The sequence below is a fragment of the Dokdonella sp. genome, from assembly GCF_039926425.1.
Lineage (GTDB): Bacteria > Pseudomonadota > Gammaproteobacteria > Xanthomonadales > Rhodanobacteraceae > Dokdonella_A.
Map to the genome: position 1 here is coordinate 1 of NZ_JBDSWZ010000171.1, position 17992 is coordinate 17992.

The window sequence follows — 17992 nt, forward strand, 5'->3', positions numbered from 1 at the left end:
GCCGATGAGCGCTTCTTCGGCTTCGAGCACCCGATGGCGGTATCGCGCTCGATCGACGGGCATGCCAGCGCCACGCTGAAGCGCGTGCTTCCGTTGCGAGCCGGCGTCGCCACCGACTACTCGGCGGTGCTCGGCGTGGTGCCGCGCGGCCAGTTGCGCCGCGGCTTCCAGGCGTATCTCGAAAGCGAACGCGCGACACCGTTTCGCACCTTCCTGCACTACAACTCGTGGTACGACATCGGCTACTTCACGCCCTACACCGAAGCCGAAGCGGTCAACGTGATCAACGCCTATGGCAGGCAACTGGTGAAGGACCGCGGCGTCAAGATGGATTCATTCCTGTTCGACGACGGCTGGGACGATCACGCGCACTTGTGGCAATTCAGCAAGGACTTTCCGAACGGCTTCACGCCGGTGCGCGAAGCGGCCGAAAAGGCCGGCGCCGAGCCCGGCGTGTGGTTGTCACCGTGGGGCGGCTACGGGCCGCCGCGCAAGGAACGTCTCGCTGCGGCGAAGGCCGGCGGCTACGAGGTCGACGACCAGGGCATCGCGTTGTCGGGCAGGAAGTACTACCCGCTGTTCCACGATGCCGCGCTCAATCTGCTGAAAAAATTCGGCATCAACCAGTTCAAGCTCGACGGGACCGGCAGCCCCGACAAGGTCACGCCGGGCAGCGAGTTCGACAGCGACTTCGCGGCGGCGATCGCGCTGATCGACGACCTGCGCGAGGTGAAGCCGGACCTCTTCATCAATCTCACCACCGGCACCTGGCCGTCGCCGTTCTGGCTGCGCACGGCCGACTCGATCTGGCGCGGCGGCGAGGATCATTCGTTCGCCGGCGTCGGCAGCAATCGCCAGCGCTGGATCACCTATCGCGACGCCGACACCTACGGCGGCATCGTGCGACAGGGGCCGCTGTTTCCGCTGAACTCGTTGATGCTCCACGGCATCATCTATGCGCGAAAAGCGCAAGGCCTCGACACCGACCCGCACGACGATTTCACCGACGAAGTGCGCTCGTACTTCGCCAGCGGCACAGGCCTGCAGGAAATGTACATATCGCCCGATCTGCTGAAGCCGAAGAACTGGGACGTTCTCGCGGCGGCTGCGAAGTGGGCGCGGGCGAATGCGCTGACCCTGCGTGATACCCATTGGATCGGCGGCGATCCGGCGCGCCTGCAGGTGTATGGTTGGGCATCGTGGAGTCCTGGCCACGCCATCGTGTCGCTGCGCAACCCGAGCGACCAGCCGCAGGAGTTTGCGCTGGATGTGGCACGCGCGCTGGAGTTGCCAACCGACTCGGCGAAGAACTGGGCGGCCACGTCGCCCTACGCCGAAGATGCTCCGCTAGCACTGGCTGCCGGAAAGACCGAAAAGGTGAAACTGGCGCCGTTCGAAGTGCGGGTGTGGGATCTGCGTCCCGACGCGGCGAAGGTCGAGCAGCGCAGGAATTGAGCGACTCGGACTACACGAATGGCACGTGCGACTGCGAAGGAGCGGGGCAGCAGCCGCCTAACCTCCTGCGAATGTCCAACGACACGGGCAAGAGCGGTTCAAACGCGTGTGGTGCACGAACACAGGTTTGTCTGTCACGATTCCGCCCATGATCTTCCTCGCATCCCGATCTCCCCGACGCAGCGAACTGCTGCGCCAGCTCGGCGTCGATTTCGACGTGATCGACGTCGACGTGCCCGAACAGCGCTTGCCCGATGAACCGCCATTCGACTACGTCAGCCGCGTTGCGCGCGAGAAAGCGGGCGCCGGGTTGCTGCAGGTCGTGACCGTACGCGACGCGATCGTGCTCGGTGCCGACACCGAGGTGGTGCTCGACGACGATGTCTTCGGCAAACCGGTCGACGCGACGGATGCCGCGCGCATGCTGCGCCTGTTGTCAGGACGCGCGCATCGCGTGGTGTCGGTGGTGTGGGCGGTCAGCGCAGGACGCGAAGAACATGCGAGCTGCGAATCCACTGTCGCGTTCGACGAACTCTCCGACGACCGGATCGCTGCGTACGTCGCGACCGGAGAGCCAACCGGCAAGGCTGGCGCGTACGCGATCCAGGGTCGGGCAGCGGCGTTCATCCGTCGTCTGGAAGGAAGCTATTCGGGCGTGATGGGATTGCCGCTGCACGAAACCGACCGATTGCTGCGTCTGTTCGACGCAGCGCACGTGCCCGCTTAGAGCTCTTCGAAACTGTCTGCGTAGATGGGATCGATCGGATCCGCATCGACGACAAACTCGACGTACGAATCGGTGAGAGTCCCTTGACCATTGAACTCGGCGCCGAATCGTCCTTCCCGGATCGTGCCGTTGTACAGGTCGTTGGTGAACGAGTATTCGAACGTGCCCAGCCCCGACCAGCCGAGGTCGGTGCCGGTGAGCCCGATGTGTTCCTGCTGGGCACCGGTCACCGGCACGTCGAACGTGAGATAGAAATCCGCCGCGTCCAGGTCGTCGGTGGTCGTGTAGTTCACGACAAGGGTGGTCGACAGGATCGTGCCGGTCGTCGGGCCGCGGTCGGCGCCGAAGTATCCGTAAGTGAATGCGACGCCAGCACGCGATGGAAAGTTGTAGCGGATCGTGACGATTTCGGCGCTGGCCACACTGGCGGCGAGGGCGAGCGAGCCTGCAAGGGCAAAGCGAAGCAGCATGCGGATCTCCGGTGTCAGGGGTTGGCACGTATTGCAGCGTGACGTGGCCCATCGTGTCTTGACGGAATCTTGACGGGTTGCCACGGAAGCGTGACGTCGGCGTCAGAACGCCACGAGCCACGCTGAATCGATCGCCAGTTCAGGGGCAGCGAGCAAGGTGTCCAGCCGTCGTTGCTCGGCATCGGCATCGTCAATGCGCGCGGTTGCGCGGAGTGCGGCGATGCGCAGCACGATCGCATCCGGATCCTGTTCGAGCCAGCGTGACCACTCCGGCCGCGCCAACAGGTCGTTCGATCGCTCCAGCGCGATCTGCCATCGGCCGAGCTGGAACAGGCTCGCCTGCGCGGCCGGTCCATTGACGCCGCGGAACTGGTCGAGGGCGTGCGCGAGATCGTCAGTCGCGCCGGCCGCTTCACCGGCGGCGCTCCGCAGCTGCGCATCGACGAGGGGCAGCCACGTGCGCCAATACGTGGCGTCGGTGCCGCGCGCTGCGAGTTCCCGGAGCTGGATGGCTGCCGATTGAGCCGCGCCGGGGTTACCCGCCTGGGTGGCGGCATCGACGGTCTGCAACAGGGTTTCGCCGACGCTGCGGGTCATGCCCGCGGTGGCATAGCGCGCGCGGGCGCTCTCGATGAACCGCAGTGCGTGAGGCCAATCCTTCGCTCGCATGGCAAGGCCCGCCATCGCCGACTCCGCTTCGGCCTGCCAGTACGGGTTGTGCGCGCTTTCACCGGCATCAAGCATTCCGTGCGCGAGCGCTTCGACCACGCTGGTCCGGGCGAACGGTGCGAGCGCCCAGACCAGTTGACTGGTTGCGAGCGCTTGCAGGTCTCTGTCATGGGCTTCGCGCGCCAGCGCGAGGCATTGCTTCAGCAGGGTGATCGCGGTCAGCAGTCGTCCCTCGTTGGCCTCGGTCGCGCCGAGATTGCCGAGCGTCGCGCGTTCCAGATGGGTGTCGCCGGCGATGCGCGCCGCATCGAGACCGGCGCGCAACGCCGCCGACGCACCGGCGACGTTGCCGGCCGCATTGTCGAGGCTGGCGAGATTGACCAGCACCGAGGCTTCGCCGCGCCGGTTGGCGCTTGCGCGTGCGATTTTCAGTGCCCGTTCGAACTGATCGCGCGACTTCGCGCTGTTGCCACGTTCGTCGTCGATCGACCCATACGCAATCAGCAGGTCGACCAGCGCAAGTGGATGTTCGGTCTCCGACACATGCCCGAGAGCCTCGTCGAGCAGCACCATTGCTTCGTCGAGATCACCGCGGAAGAACGCCAGCGAGGCAAGCTGGCGCAACGCGGGAACCAGCAATTCGCCGTCGCCCTGCTCACGCGCGGCTGCAGCGACGATCGTTGCATTTTTCGCCGCCAGTTCGCTCGCTCCGCTTTGCGCTTGCGCAGCGGCAAGGCCCAGGCGCGGCCATGCGAGGTCGGGATCGTGGTCGAGGCAGATCGAGAAGTAGCGGATCGCGTCCGCGGCCGCACCGCGCAATTGCGCATCGAGCCCGCGCGCGTAGGCCTCGGAGACGAACGGCCCCGCGGCGCCGATCGCTGCCGCATCCGCGGGAGCCGGCGGCTGCAGGGACATCCAGCGACGCACCCGGCCCACAGCATCTGCCGCCAGCGATGCCGGATCGCTGCCATGCAGGGATTCGCGGCGTTCCGCGCCACCCCCCGCGACGAGTCTCATCTCGAGTTGGTAGATCGGCCCAAGCCGACGCAGCTGCGCGACGATCACGTGGGAGGCGCCGAGTGCGGTGCGTTGCCGTTGCAGCGTGCCCGCATCGCTGGCGTTCACCGATGCATGCATGCCGAGCACCTGGGGCGAAGGAACCACCTCGATCCCTCCCTGTTGTTCAAGAAGGCTCGCCATCAGGCCCATCAATCCGGTGCTCGTCCACGCCAGCGCCGGATCGCCGGTCAGGTCGACCACCGGCAGCACCGCGATGCGTGGATCCGCACCAGGGACGATTCCCGCTCGCCACGAATACGAGGCGAACACGGCTGCGACAACGACCAGAGCGGCAACGAGCATCACTGCAGCGACCAGTACACGCGTCTTGCCGGTCGGCACGCGGGCACGTTCCTGCGCGTCGGGAGTGGGGCTCTCGTGCGGCGATGGCGATGTCGAAACGGGCAAGAGTCCGGCCGGAGCCACCAACTCGATTGGCGCCACCCAGCGCAATCCGCGACCGTGCACGGTACGGATCACCGCCTGCGCGTCGCCATCATCGCCGAGTGCGCGTCGGGCCTTGCGCAATTGCTGGGACAGCGCCGCGTCGGTCACCGGCCGGTCCGGCCACAGCGCGTCGTTGAGCTCGCGTTTGGACAACGCGCGTTCGCGACCGGCCAGCAGCAGCGCGATCAGGTCGAAGGCTTTGGCTTCCAGATCCACGCGTTCGTCGCCGTGACGGATCTCGCGGGCGTCGAGGTCGATCAGGAATTCGCCGGTGCGGTAACGCGTGGGGACGGACAAGCCTGTTTCCGGAACATCGAATCAGGTGCAATTCTAGTCGATCCCGCCACCGCGCCGGCCCGGCGGAAGGGCGCCCTGCGGTTCGGGCGCGTTGCCGGCACGATTTACATTCGACAATTGCGCGTCCCGGCGGCTATAAGTTCCGTCCCTCCCTGCTGCGCGCCGCTTTCATGTCCGAGGAACTCCTGATCAACGTCACGCCGCGCGAAACGAGGGTCGCGCTGGTCGAAAACGGAATGCTGCAGGAGGTCCATGTCGAACGCGCCAGCCGACGCGGGTATGTCGGCAACATCTACAAGGGCAAGGTCAGCCGCGTGATGCCCGGAATGCAGGCGGCGTTTGTCGAAGTCGGACTCGATCGCGCGGCGTTCCTGCATGCATCCGACATCATGCGACCGCACGTCAGCCTGACGGGCGAGAACGGTGAAGCCGCCCCGACGCCGACGCCGACTCCGCCGATCAACGAGCTACTGCGGGATGGCCAGGAGATCGTCGTCCAGGTGGTCAAGGACCCGATCGGCACGAAGGGCGCACGGCTGACGACGCATTTGTCCATTCCGTCGCGTTATCTCGTGCTGCTGCCCTACAGCAAGGTGCTTGGCATCTCTGCACGCATCGAGGACGAAACCGAACGCACGCGCCTGAAGGAGATGCTCGGCGAGCTGCTCGGCGAAACGCGCCTCGGCTACATCGTTCGCACCAACGCCGAGGGCCAGTCGCGTGATTCGCTCGCCGAAGACGTGAACTACCTCGGCAAACTCTGGGCGACGGTGCAGGAAAACATCGCCGCGACGCGCATCGGTGAGCGGATCTACGAGGACCTGGCGCTGCCGTTGCGCGCGATGCGTGACCTGATGCGCCCGTCGATCGAGAAAGTACGCATCGATTCGCGCGAAACGATCGATCGGGCCAACCGGTTCGTCGCCCAGTTCATGCCCGAGTGGGTGGATCGGGTGGAACATTACACAGGCGAGCGGCCGATCTTCGACCTGTACGGGGTCGAGGATGAAATCCAGAAAGCCCTGCGAAAGGACGTTCCGCTCAAATCCGGCGGTTATCTGATCGTCGACCAGACCGAGGCCATGACCACGATCGACGTCAACACGGGTGGATTCCTGGGTTCGCGCAACCTCGAAGAAACCGTGTTCCGCACGAATCTCGAGGCAGCGCAGGCGACTGCGCGTCAGCTGCGGCTGCGCAATCTCGGCGGCATCATCATCATCGACTTCATCGACATGGAGGACGCCGAGCATCAGCGACAGGTGCTTCGCCAGTTGCAGAAGTCGATGGCGCGCGATCACGCGAAAGCGACGGTCTACGACATGTCGCCTCTCGGGCTGGTGGAGATGACGCGCAAGCGCACCACCGAAAGCCTCGAACGCCAACTGTGCGAGCCATGCCCGGCCTGCGCGGGGCGCGGCAGCATGAAGACCGCCGAGACGATCACGTACGAAATCTTCCGCGAGATCACCCGCGCGGTGCGACAGTTCGAGGCGCATCAGACGCTCGTGCTCGCATCGACGAAAGTCGTCAACCGCATCCTCGAGGAGGAGTCGGTCGCAGTGGCGGAGCTGGAGGAATTCATCGGCAAGACGATCCGTTTCCAGCCAGAGGAGCACTACTCCCAGGAACAGTACGATGTCGTGCTGTTGTAGCCGGCGTTGCGGGCCGGAGGCGGTGTGACATCACCCTTGCGCGTGTTCCTGCGCCGGCTGCGCTTCGCGCTGCTGGCTGCGGGAGCAACGCTCGTAATCGTGCTCGGCGTTCTCGCCGGGCTGACCCAGCTCGCGATGCCGTGGCTGGAGCGCCATCCCGATCGCGTCGCGCAGTGGCTGTCTGCCCGAATCGAGCGTCCGGTCACGATCGAGCGTCTCGACGGAAGCTGGGTCGACGGGGGTCCTTTGCTTGCGTTGGACAACGTGCGCATCGGCGGTGAAGCAAGTGATCGCGGTTTCCTGATTCCGCGTGCAGAACTCGCGTTCGATCTCTACGCACTGTTTCTTCGCAACCGTGCGGTGAGCGAATTTCGCCTCGCTGATGTCGAATTGAAACTGGTGCGTGAGGGCGAGGCGTGGCACGTGCGGGACATCGACCTCGGTGCGTCGTCGAAAACCGACGAACCCTTCTCGATGGGAGCGCTTGGCGCGCTCGAGATCAGCCATCTCAAACTCCGCATCGAGGACGACGAACGCAACGTGCACCTGTCGCTCGAAGCGCCGGTGTTGCGCGTCCTCAATCGTGGCGAAGTCACGCGTGTGCTCGGTCGCGTGCGGCTACCCGACTCGGACATGCCGCCTCTCGAACTGGTCGCCGATCTCGACGTCAACGCGCGTTCCGGGCAGATCTATCTCGGAGGGCGCGATGTCGACATCCAGCGCCTCGCTGCGGAGCAGACGCCCGCGGGCGTGCGGATCGATGCCGGCCGCGGCGCGGTGCAGCTGTGGGCGCATGTGGCTGCCGGACGACCCGATGACGTGCGGCTTCGCGTCGACCTGCACGACGCGCGCTTCTCGGGTGCGTCGACAGTCGATGTCGACGCCGCGGCGACAATCGTGCCGCGTACGTCATTCGATCATCTGGCGTTTGTTGCGCGCTGGCTGCGCGAAGATCAGGGATGGACGTTCGATGTTGCCGATTTCGTCGCCGATCGAGGGGTCGCGCAGCAGCCCGCCCGACTGTCGGTCGAGCAGCGCGGCTCCGCGCAGGCGCCGGTGTATCGCGTCGGTGCCGACGCATTGCCACTGCAGCCATTCGGCGAGCTTGCGATGCTGAGCGATCGCGTGTCCGTCGCGCTCCGTCACTGGCTCTACCTTGCGCATCCGCACGGGACGCTTTCCAACGGCAGCCTGCGTTGGGCCGGCGCGTCCGATTACGACGTCAACACGGATATTCGCGCGTTCGGAATGTCCAGTGCGACCACGGTGCCCGGCATCGAACCGATCGATCTGGCTGTGCACGGCGATGCTCAGGCGACTCTGCTGGACATTCCGCAACAGGCGATTCGCGTCGACTATCCGCGCGTGTTCCGCAAACCGTTTCTGTTCAGCGCATTCGGCGGCGACGTGGTCGCGTTTCGCGTCGACGACGCGTGGCGAGTGGGCATCGACCGGATCGGCTTCGAAGGCGAGGGATTCGGTGGCGAGGCGCGTGGGCATCTCGACCTGTCGCAAGGGAAGGCGCCGGACGTCGAGCTGTATGCCGCTCTGGGTCACGCCGATGTCGTTTCCGCAAAGCTGTTCTGGCCGATGACCAACATGTCGGCCAAGGCCGTCTCGTGGCTCGATCGCGCGCTCGTCGCGGGGCAGGTGGTCGACGGTCGCATTGCGCTGCAGGGCGACCTGTCGGGGTGGCCTTTCCATGATCTTTCCGGACGGATGGTGGCGCGCGCAGGATTGTCCGACATGACGCTGGACTACGATTCGTCATGGCCACGCGCCGAGAAATTGAACGCGGTCGTCACCTTCATCAATGACGGGTTGTGGCTCGACGCCGATTCGCTCGAGACGATGGGAAACAAGGTCGGCGAGGCGCACGCATCGATCGAGGACTTCGGTCCGCTGATCCTTGATGTCTCGGCGAAAGGCGAGGGCACGGGAGCGAACCTTCTCGCGTTCCTCCGCGCGACCCCGATCGGCAAACGCCGCCAGGAACAGTTGAAGGACATCGCGATCACCGGCCGCGGCAAGGTGGCCTTCGCCCTCAACATGCCGATCAAGCAGATCGAGAACCTGACCGTCGACGGCGGGATCGATCTGGCCGACGCGAAGATCGACGACACCGCCTACAACCTGCATTTCACCGAAACAAACGGACACATGCGCTTCAACCAGACGGGTTTTGCCGCCGACGCGCTCGATGTGCAATTCCGCGATCGCAAGGCGACGCTGTCGCTCGCGATCGGCAGCGATGTCACCGATCCGCGGCATGCCTTCGAAGCGAGCCTGACGGGGCGCTTCCCGACTGCCACCGTGTTTGCCGATGTGCCCGCGCTGCTTCCCGCAATGGCAAAGTTTCCCGGCGAAGCGCAATGGACCGTTCGCGTCGGAGTCGATGAATCGACCAGCGCTGGCGCGCAGGCGCGCTTGCAGCTCGAGAGTGACTTGCGCGGCATTGCGTTCGACCTGCCGGCGCCCATGGCGAAGGAGGCCGGAAAGGCGCTGCCGTTCCGTTTCGGACTCGATCTTCCGTACGAAGGCCAGTCGTTCGATGCGACGCTCGGCGATGTCGTTGCGGTCAACGGACGCCTCTCCAGAGGCACTCGACCGTTCGCCGCACGCATCGGTTTCGGGCCCGGCAAGGTCGGCGATCCGCCCGCGCAGGGCGTGGAGGTCGGAGGGCGGATGGCAGTGCTCGACGCGGGTGCGTGGATCGACCTGGTTGAGCGTGACGCCGGAGGCACCACGGGCGGCATCGTCGAGAGCATCGATGTGACCGCCGACGATTTCATGTTCGCCGACCGTCATTTCGATGCGATGCACGTGAGCGTCGGCGGCGACGCATCGGCGACCTCGATCCGTCTCGACAGCGCAGCGATTGCCGGCAGCCTGCAAATTCCGAAAGGCAACGCGGTTGGCCGCGGAGTCGAGGCGACGTTCGATCGCATCCACTGGCCCGAAGCCCCACCCGATGCGGTCGATTCGAGCGCGTTTGCCAATGTTGCGCCGGCGTCGCTCCCGCCGCTGCGCATCAACGTCGGTGACTTCAAGCTCGGCACCGCAAATTTCGGTTCCGCACAATTCGTCAGTCAGCCGATGACCAACGGAATGAAGATCCAGACGCTGACTTCGCATTCGCCGAACATCAGCATGAGCGCAAGTGGCGAGTGGACCGGGAGCGCACGCGACAACCATTCGCGCATGACGATCGAGCTGGACGCGCAAAACCTCGGAAAGATGATGGATGCGCTCGGGTTCCCCGGCCTGATCGATGGCGGCACCACGCGCGCCACCATCGACGCCGCGTGGCCGGGCTCGCCGTCCGCATTCGCGTTGCCGAAGCTCGACGGCACGCTTGCGGTCGATGTCGCCGAGGGCCGAATCCTCGACGTGGAGCCGGGTGCGGGACGCTTCTTCGGCCTGTTCTCGCTCGGCGAAATCCGCCGTCGGCTGAGCCTCGATTTCAGCGATTTCACGCAGAAAGGGCTGAGCTTCAACTCGATCACCGGCACGTTCCGCCTGGGTTCCGGCAACGCAGTCACCGATGACTTGACGATCAAGAGCCCGGCCGCCGAAATCACGGTCAAGGGACGCACCGGGCTTCGGACGAAGGATTACGATCAGGTCATGGTCGTCGTTCCGCACGCGGGATCCACGCTTCCGGTTGTCGGCGCGCTCGCCGCCGGCCCGGTCGGCGCGGCCGCCGGCCTGGTGATCCAGGGCATCCTGAACAAGCCGCTCGGCAAAGCGGTCGGCTCGCGCTATCAGGTCACGGGATCATGGGACAAGCCGAAGATCACGTTGATGGGTCGCGAAAAACCGGCGGAAAGGCCGCGCCCGGGGAGCAGCAACCCGGGTGTCGGCAAGAAGCAGGTCGAACCTGCAACAGACTCACCGACTGAACCGGGAGCGAGCGAGGACGCGCCCGACGGTGTGCGCCAACCCTGAGTCCCGCTCAAGGCCCGTGCGTGCTTGCGAGCAAGCGTGTCAGACCCCACTTTCGTGCATAGTCGCAGGATCGCTTTTGCACCGGCCGCGTGGACGCTCACGCCGATGCGAAACCGATCGTTCGATTGTCCAATTCCCATTCCCGAATCCCGTCTGCAATCATGACCGACCTCATCACCCAAGCCGAACATCGACTCCTGCGTCCAGGCGGCCTCGCCGCTGGCGATCTCGATGGCATCTTTTCGCGATTGATGGGACCGTCGATCGACGCGGCAGACCTCTACTTCCAGCATTCGCGCAGCGAGTCGTGGATGTTCGAGGACGGCATCGTCAAGGACGGTTCGCACTCGATCGAGCAGGGCGTCGGCGTTCGCGCGTTGTCCGGTGAGAAGGCCGGGTTCGCCTATTCCGACGAAATCGTGTTGCCGGCTCTGCTCGAAGCGGCGGGATCCGCGCGCGCGATCGCGCAGGCGGGGAGCAAGGGCGTCGGCAAGCCGCTGGCGATTGCCACCGGCCGCGCGCTGTATCCCGCGATCGATCCGATCGACACATTGCCCAATGAAGCAAAGATCGCGGTGCTGCGCGAAGTCGACGCGGCCTGCCGCGCGGCCGATCCGCGCGTGAAGCAGGTCATCGTCAGTCTCGCCGCGACGCTCGACACCGTGCTGATTGCGCACTCGGATGGAACGCTCGCCGCCGACGTGCGCCCGCTTGTGCGCCTCAACGTGCAGGTGATCGCCGAGCAGAACGGGCGGCGTGAGACGGGCAGCAGCGGCGGTGGCGGGCGCTACGGACTGCCCGAACTGCTGGAAAATGGTCGGGCCCATGCGTTTGCGCGCGAAGCTGTGCGCGTTGCGCTTGTCAATCTCGAATCGGTGCCGGCTCCTGCGGGAACGATGCCGGTGGTGCTTGGCCCTGGCTGGCCGGGCGTGTTGCTGCACGAGGCGATCGGTCACGGTTTCGAGGGTGATTTCAATCGCAAGGAAACCTCCGCGTTCGCCGGGATGATGGGCGAAAAAGTGGCCGCCGACGGCGTCACCGTCGTCGACGACGGCACGCTCGCCAATCGTCGTGGCTCGCTCAGCATCGACGATGAAGGCACGCCGACAAGCTGCACCGTGCTGGTCGAGAACGGCGTGATGAAGGGCTACATGCAGGACAAGCTCAACGCCGGGCTGATGGGTTTGAAACCCACCGGGAATGGCCGACGCGAGTCGTTCGCGCATTTGCCGATGCCACGCATGACCAACACGTACATGCTGCCCGGGAAGCGCGATCCGGGCGAGATCATCGCATCGGTGAAGCGCGGCCTCTACGCGGTCAATTTCGGCGGCGGCCAGGTCGACATCACGAATGGGAAATTCACCTTCTCCGCCAGCGAGGCGTACCTCATCGAGGACGGCAAGATCACCCACCCGGTGAAGGGTGCCACGTTGATTGGTTCGGGCGCCGAAGTGCTCAAGCGCGTATCGATGATCGGCAACGACCTGAAGCTCGACGAGGGCGTCGGCGTGTGCGGCAAGGACGGCCAGAGCGTGCCGGTCGGTGTCGGCCAACCGACCCTTCGCATCGACTCGATGACCGTGGGCGGGACGGCGGCTTGACGGCGCAGATCGGCCGCGGCTTCGTCAGCCGAGGAGTTCGCGCACCGCGCGAAAAAGCTCGCGAAACGCGTGCGGCGGCTTGTTCGCCTTGCGCTCGGCGAGTGCATTGCGGACAAGGGTGCGCAACTGCTGTCGATCAGCCGACGGGTGCGCTCCAATGAATTCCGCCAGCGCTTCGTCACCCTCGGCGAGCAGGCGCTCGCGCCAGCTTTCGACCCGATGCATCCCGGCCGTCTCGACGTGCGCTTTCTCGCGATCGTGGGCGAGTGCGCGTCGGATTGGTTCGATTTCTTCGTCATCGAGATGGCGCAGTTGCTTCGCGAGATACTGCGTCTGCCGCTTGTGCGCGATGTGCGAAGTGACAGCGCGCGCGCGCTCCACCTCGATACGCACGTCGTCGGGAAGCGGAACGCGCGCCAGAGCCGCTTCGCCAAGCGCGGCGAGCGATTCGGCCAGCTTGAAGATATCGAGCGCTTCACGTCGCAGCTGGCTGCGGCTCGGCTCGAGGCTCTCGTCCGCGGATTCGTCTTCTTGCATCATGGTGGATTGGAACTTTTTGGGGTCGTCAGTGCCGCAAAAGCGGGAGTCTCTCGTGCGGTCGGAACGGGACGCCAGTCGCGCTTTTGCGGGAATGGCGGACACGATGGGGGCGGCAGTTCGTCTGCAACATGCCCGAACGAATGAAGGATAGGACTTGAACGCAGCAATGACCACACGCGACACCGGCTCCGCCGATCTCGACCGTCTCGCACAGATTGCCGAGGACGTGATTGCGCGCTGCCGCGCAAAGGGTGCGAGCGAGTCGGATGTCGCCGCGAGCATCGATCTGGGCTTGAGCGTGGGCGTGCGCCTCGGCGAAGTCGAAACGGTCGAGCGCACGCGCGACCGCGGAGTGTCGCTGACGGTGTATTTCGGCAAGCGCAAAGGCTCGGCCAGCACGGCTGATCTCGATCCTGCGTCGATCGAGCAGACAGTCGAGCATGCCTGCGCGATCGCGCGCTACACCGAGGAAGACCCGGCGAGCGGCCTGCCGGATCCGGCGTTGCTGGCGAAAGACATCCCGGATCTGGACCTGTGGCATCCGTGGGACATCACGCCCGAAGAAGCGATCCAGCTCGGGATCGAAATCGAGGATGCCGCCCGCTCGTACGATCCGCGCATCGACAATTCCGACGGTGCATCGGTGCAGGTCAGCGCATCGATGACCGCGTATGCCAATTCGCTCGGCTTCACCGGCACCGAACGCGGTACGCATCACTCGCTCTCCGTTGCGGTGATTGCCGAGGACGAGAAGGGCATGCAGCGCGACTACGCCTACGACAGCGTCCGTGCTGCCGGCGATTTCGGCGATGCGACAGCGCTCGGGCGCAAGGCTGCCGAACGCACGGTATCGCGTCTCGGCGCTCGCAGCCTGTCGACGCGCGACGCTCCGATCCTGTTCGTCCCCGAAGTCGCGCGCGGCTTGATCGGCAACTACCTGTCGGCGGTGAGCGGTGGCGCGTTGTACCGCAAAGCGACGTTCCTCGCCGAGCATGTCGGCAAGCGCGTGTTTCCCGAATGGATGCAGATCGTCGAGCGCCCCCGCATTCCCCGCGGACACGGCTCGACCGCGTTCGACGGCGAAGGGGTCGCGACACGCGATTCCGACCTCGTGGCCGATGGCGTGGTGGCGCGTTACATCCTCGGCAGCTATTCGGCGCGCAAGCTCGGGCTGCAGTCGACCGGCAACGCAGGCGGCATCCACAACGTCATCGTGACGCCGGGGTCCCAGAATTTCGCGGGTCTCGTCAAGCAGATGCACACCGGTCTGGTCGTCACCGAATTGATGGGCCAGGGCGTGTCGCTGATCACCGGTGACTACTCGCGGGGCGCGAGCGGTTTCTGGGTCGAGAACGGCGACATCGCGTATCCGGTGGAGGAGATCACGATCGCGGCGAACCTGCGCGACATGTTTTTGAACATCGCTGCGGTCGGCAGCGATGTCGATCCGCGATCGCACATCCTGACGGGTTCGATCCTGCTCGATCGGATGACCATCGCTGGCGAGTGATGCGGCGAAGGCATGCATATGCGATCGCCGCGCGCGTGTTGCAAGGTGCGGGACGACACCCTGACTTCCCTCCGTTGACGCACCGTTGTCAACGCGAGACAGTGCCCCCGTCATCCATCGGAGATCCTCCATGATCGAAAACGACACTGCAAGCATCCCGCCGGCCCCGACTCCGTCCATTGCAGTCGCGCAGTCGAGCGACGAGCGCCTGTGGGCGATGATCGGCCACCTGTCGGCGTTCAGTGCATTCGTCACGGGTATCGGCTGCATCGTCGGACCGCTGATTGTCTGGCTGGTCAAGAAGGACACGTTGCCGTTCGCAGCCGATCAGGCGAAGGAAGCGCTCAACTACAACATCACCGTCGCGATCGCCTTCGTCGCGCTGGTCTTGTTTTCGATCATCACGCTGGGCATCGGATTGGTCATCGCCTATCCGGTCGGCGTGCTCCTGTGGCTTGCGTGGATCGTCTTCACGGTCATCGCGGCGATCAAGGCCAACGAAGGCGTGGCGTATCGTTACCCGTTCACGCTGCGCCTGGTGAAATAGCCGAACGCCCTTGCAGCCGGCGCAGCCTTTGCGCCGGCTGCGTATCGGTCAGCTTGCGCGCTGAGCGACGAAGTTGGCCAGATTGCGCAGGTCTTCGGCGCGTGGTCCGAAGTGTTCGATCGACGCCAACGCGTCCGCCGTGAGGCGTTCTAGTTCAGCGCGCGACGCGTCGATGCCAAGGATTGCCGGATAGGTTGGCTTGTTCGCCGCGACATCTTTCCCCGCAGTCTTGCCGAGCTGCTCGGTGGCCGCCTCGATATCGAGCAGGTCGTCGCGAATCTGGAACGCGAGACCGATCGAATGGCCGTAGGTTTCCAGCGCCGCGAGCGTGGCGGCGTTGCTGCAGCCCGACGCCAATGCGCCAAGGCGGACCGACGCGCGGATCAGCGCTCCGGTTTTGTGCACGTGCATGCGCTCGAGCTCGGCGGCAGTCAGCATCTGCCCGACCGCGGCCAGATCGAACGCCTGTCCGCCCGCCATGCCGTGCGAACCGCAGGCCGTCGCAAGCGTCCGCAGCATGTCGAGACGGGTGCCGGCGTCGATGTCGAGCAGCGGATCCTCCGCCAGCACTTCGAATGCAAGCGCCTGCAACGCATCGCCGGCGAGGATGGCCATCGCATCGCCGAACACGATGTGACAGGTTGGGCGTCCGCGTCTCAATGCGTCGTTGTCCATCGCCGGAAGATCGTCATGCACCAGCGAATAGGCATGGATGATCTCGACCGCAGCGGCCGCGACATCGAGCGTTTCAGGCGCGGTGCCGAACGCAGCCCCGGTTGCATAGACCAGCAGCGGCCGTAGCCGCTTGCCGCCGCCGAGCACGGCGTAGCGCATCGCGCGATGCAGTTCGACGGGCGGAAGGTCGGCCGATGGCAACGCGCGCGCGAGAGCGTCGTCTGCGCGCGCGGAAAGCGCCAGCAGGGAAGGTCCCAGCTCCACGCTTACGGCGTATCGGGGTCGAAAGGCCGGGCGCTGTCGGGCATCGCCGGGTCGAGCAACTGGTTGACGCGCAGCTTCGCGCTGTCGAGCGCGCCCTGGCAGTTGCGGTAGAGCGCGATCCCGCGTTCGAACGATTGCAGCGAATCGTCGAGGCTGAGTTCGCCCTTCTCCATGCGCACGACGAGTTGCTCGAGTTCGTCGAGCGACTGCTCGAACTCGGCGACCGGGTGGGTCTTTTCAGTGGCTTTGGCGACGGGCATGGGCGCGAACGCTAACCCAGCACGGCGGCGAGATCAATGTCGACGCTCATGCCGCCGCGGCCGTCGGCTTGCCGAGGCTCCATTCGAGCCGTGCGCCACGCGCGCCGAACAGCGCGAAGCCAGCCTCGCTGACCCACAGGTCGGCGACGGCAAGCAGGCCACCGTCGCGCTCGAAGACCAGCGGAAGACGGCCCCGCTGCCAAGGTGGGATTCCCGCTTCCTGGAACAGGTCGCGCAGTTCGCGGGTGTGTCCGCCCGCGTCCAGGCGCAGGCTTTCGCCGCCACGGCGGAATCGAACGTGCAAGTCGTCCGTCACGATCGCGCAACGGCGTTCGGCGTCGACGAGGCGCAAGGTGCCGAGGTTCATCGGCAAGGCGAGCACGCCTCCGTCGAATGCGGACACCCAATCGAATGGCGGCACCTGCAGTGGCGGCAATGCATGCAGCAGTTCGCGATACCTGCGTACCTCGGCACCCGGCCAGCGGACGCATGGCTGACGATCCTCGCCGGCTTCCGCGAGTTGGCGAACCAGTTCCGCCGCCTGGTAGTGCGTCGGCTCCGGCAGATCGAGCGTGCGCAACCAGCGTCGCAGGATCGGATCCCTCAGCGCCTGCGGCATGTCGAGCCAGTCACGGAAATGGAGGGTTGCCGGGTCAAGCCCCTGCAGGCGAGCGAGAGCGCGGTCGGCTTCAACCTCGATGAATTCTGCTGCTGCGCGCGCCCACGTCGCGCTCTGCGCAATGCTCGCCTCGGCTTCGGGCCAACGCGACATGATGCGTGGCATCACCTGCATGCGCAGAAAATTGCGATCGATGCTCGGATCCGCGTTGCTGGGATCGGTGATCCATCGGATCCTGTGTTGTTCGGCATACTCGCGCAGGGCCGCGCGTGGCAAGCCAAGCAACGGTCGCCACGCGAGCCCAGGCCCAAGGCGGCGCAGCGGGCGCATGGCGCCGATTCCTTCCGGCCCTGCGCCGCGCAACAGTTTGAGCAGCACCGTTTCCGCCTGGTCATCGCGGTGGTGGGCGAGGGCGAGGATTTCGCCCGACGTCATCAGCCGTTCGATCTCTCCGTAGCGCGCGCGCCGGGCACTGGCTTCGAGACCCAGTCCGCGGGTTCGCAAGACCTCGATCGCACAGACATCGATCTGCACGTTGCAGTCATCGGCGAATTCCCGGCAGCGCTGAGCCCACTGCGCGCTGTCGTCGTGAATGCCGTGATCGACGTGCACCGCTCGCAACCCGCGCGCGCGCGCGCTGTCCAACCGGGACAGCGCGTGCAGCAACGCCGCCGAATCGAGCCCGCCGCTGAATGCGACGAGAATCGGCCCCGGCGGCAACGTGGCGAGGTCGGCTTCGAGCAGGTCGGTGATTCGATGGGTCGGCATCGTCCTGCAGCTGAAGTCAGTTCCAGGAACACACGACCTTGCCGCAATTGCCGGCTTCCATCAGGTCGAACCCTTTCTGGAAATCGTCGATGTGGATCTGGTGCGTGAGGACTTTCTGCAACGGAAAGCCGGTCAATACCATTTGCGTCATTTTATACCACGTCTCATACATGCGACGGCCGTAGATGCCGTGCAGGGTGAGGCCCTTGAAGATCACTTTTTCCCAATCGATGCCGGCACCGTTTGGCAGGATTCCGAGCAGCGCAACCTTGCCGCCGTGGTACATGCAGTCGAGCATGTCGTTGAACGCCCGCGGGTTGCCGCTCATCTCGAGGCCGACGTCGAAGCCTTCCATGTGAAGGTCCTTGACCACTTCCTTCACCGACTGCTTGGACACGTTGACCACGCGCGTCGCGCCCATGTCGGCGGCGAGCTTGAGGCGATAGTCGTTGACGTCCGTGACGACCACGTTGCGCGC

The 17992-nt window shown here is 65.2% G+C and carries 14 protein-coding genes; 7 read left to right on the forward strand and 7 right to left on the reverse strand.

Annotated features, from left to right (window positions below; translation table 11 throughout):
* Window positions 1–1455 (forward strand): enterotoxin (locus ABIV12_RS10205; RefSeq protein ID WP_348058879.1); only part of this gene is annotated, 1455 nt, incomplete at its 5' end.
* Window positions 1456–1603: 148 nt separating this feature from the next.
* The gene (locus tag ABIV12_RS10210) at window positions 1604–2182 is read left to right on the forward strand and encodes a Maf family protein (protein WP_348058881.1); all 579 of its coding nucleotides are present in this window, start codon (window positions 1604–1606) and stop codon (window positions 2180–2182) included.
* Here the strand turns inward: ABIV12_RS10210 and ABIV12_RS10215 are convergent.
* The gene (locus tag ABIV12_RS10215) at window positions 2179–2652 is read right to left on the reverse strand and encodes a hypothetical protein (protein ID WP_348058883.1); all 474 of its coding nucleotides are present in this window, start codon (window positions 2650–2652) and stop codon (window positions 2179–2181) included. The two genes, ABIV12_RS10210 and ABIV12_RS10215, sit on opposite strands and share 4 nt — an antisense overlap.
* A gap of 102 nt (window positions 2653–2754) precedes the next feature.
* A complete protein-coding gene (locus ABIV12_RS10220; RefSeq protein WP_348058885.1) occupies window positions 2755–5124 on the reverse strand; it encodes a winged helix-turn-helix domain-containing protein in 2370 nt (789 codons plus the stop codon).
* A gap of 170 nt (window positions 5125–5294) precedes the next feature.
* On the opposite strand from ABIV12_RS10220, the gene rng reads away from it, so the two are divergent.
* The 3 genes from rng to tldD all read left to right on the forward strand — a co-directional run bounded on the left by rng (window position 5295) and on the right by tldD (window position 12331).
* A complete protein-coding gene (gene rng, locus ABIV12_RS10225; RefSeq protein WP_348058887.1) occupies window positions 5295–6779 on the forward strand; it encodes a ribonuclease G in 1485 nt (494 codons plus the stop codon).
* Between the two features lie 24 nt (window positions 6780–6803).
* Complete coding sequence (locus ABIV12_RS10230; protein ID WP_348058889.1) at window positions 6804–10727, forward strand: YhdP family protein; 3924 nt, start codon at window positions 6804–6806, stop codon at window positions 10725–10727.
* A gap of 161 nt (window positions 10728–10888) precedes the next feature.
* Complete coding sequence (gene tldD, locus ABIV12_RS10235; RefSeq protein WP_348058891.1) at window positions 10889–12331, forward strand: metalloprotease TldD; 1443 nt, start codon at window positions 10889–10891, stop codon at window positions 12329–12331.
* A 24-nt stretch (window positions 12332–12355) separates the two neighbouring features.
* Here the strand turns inward: tldD and yjgA are convergent, their stop codons facing one another.
* A complete protein-coding gene (gene yjgA, locus ABIV12_RS10240; protein WP_348058893.1) occupies window positions 12356–12871 on the reverse strand; it encodes a ribosome biogenesis factor YjgA in 516 nt (171 codons plus the stop codon).
* A 166-nt stretch (window positions 12872–13037) separates the two neighbouring features.
* Between yjgA and pmbA the strand changes: the two genes are divergently transcribed.
* Both pmbA and ABIV12_RS10250 read left to right on the forward strand, forming a co-directional pair.
* The gene (gene pmbA / locus ABIV12_RS10245) at window positions 13038–14381 is read left to right on the forward strand and encodes a metalloprotease PmbA (RefSeq protein WP_348058895.1); all 1344 of its coding nucleotides are present in this window, start codon (window positions 13038–13040) and stop codon (window positions 14379–14381) included.
* A gap of 130 nt (window positions 14382–14511) precedes the next feature.
* Window positions 14512–14928: a DUF4870 domain-containing protein gene (locus ABIV12_RS10250; protein WP_348058897.1), complete on the forward strand. Its 417-nt coding sequence runs from the start codon at window positions 14512–14514 to the stop codon at window positions 14926–14928.
* 48 nt (window positions 14929–14976) lie between these two features.
* Here ABIV12_RS10250 and ispA read toward each other — a convergent pair whose 3' ends face one another.
* The 4 genes from ispA to ABIV12_RS10270 all read right to left on the reverse strand — a co-directional run.
* Complete coding sequence (gene ispA / locus ABIV12_RS10255) at window positions 14977–15861, reverse strand: (2E,6E)-farnesyl diphosphate synthase (protein ID WP_348058905.1); 885 nt, start codon at window positions 15859–15861, stop codon at window positions 14977–14979.
* Between the two features lie 8 nt (window positions 15862–15869).
* Window positions 15870–16127 (reverse strand): exodeoxyribonuclease VII small subunit, encoded by a 258-nt coding sequence (locus ABIV12_RS10260; RefSeq protein ID WP_348058899.1) that lies wholly within the window; start codon window positions 16125–16127, stop codon window positions 15870–15872.
* A 46-nt stretch (window positions 16128–16173) separates the two neighbouring features.
* Entirely contained in the window at window positions 16174–17514 is a 1341-nt protein-coding gene (gene tilS, locus ABIV12_RS10265; protein ID WP_348058901.1) for a tRNA lysidine(34) synthetase TilS, read from the reverse strand.
* A gap of 16 nt (window positions 17515–17530) precedes the next feature.
* Window positions 17531–17992, reverse strand: a 462-nt coding sequence (locus ABIV12_RS10270; RefSeq protein ID WP_348058903.1) for a zinc-binding dehydrogenase, incomplete at its 5' end; no start/stop codon positions are given.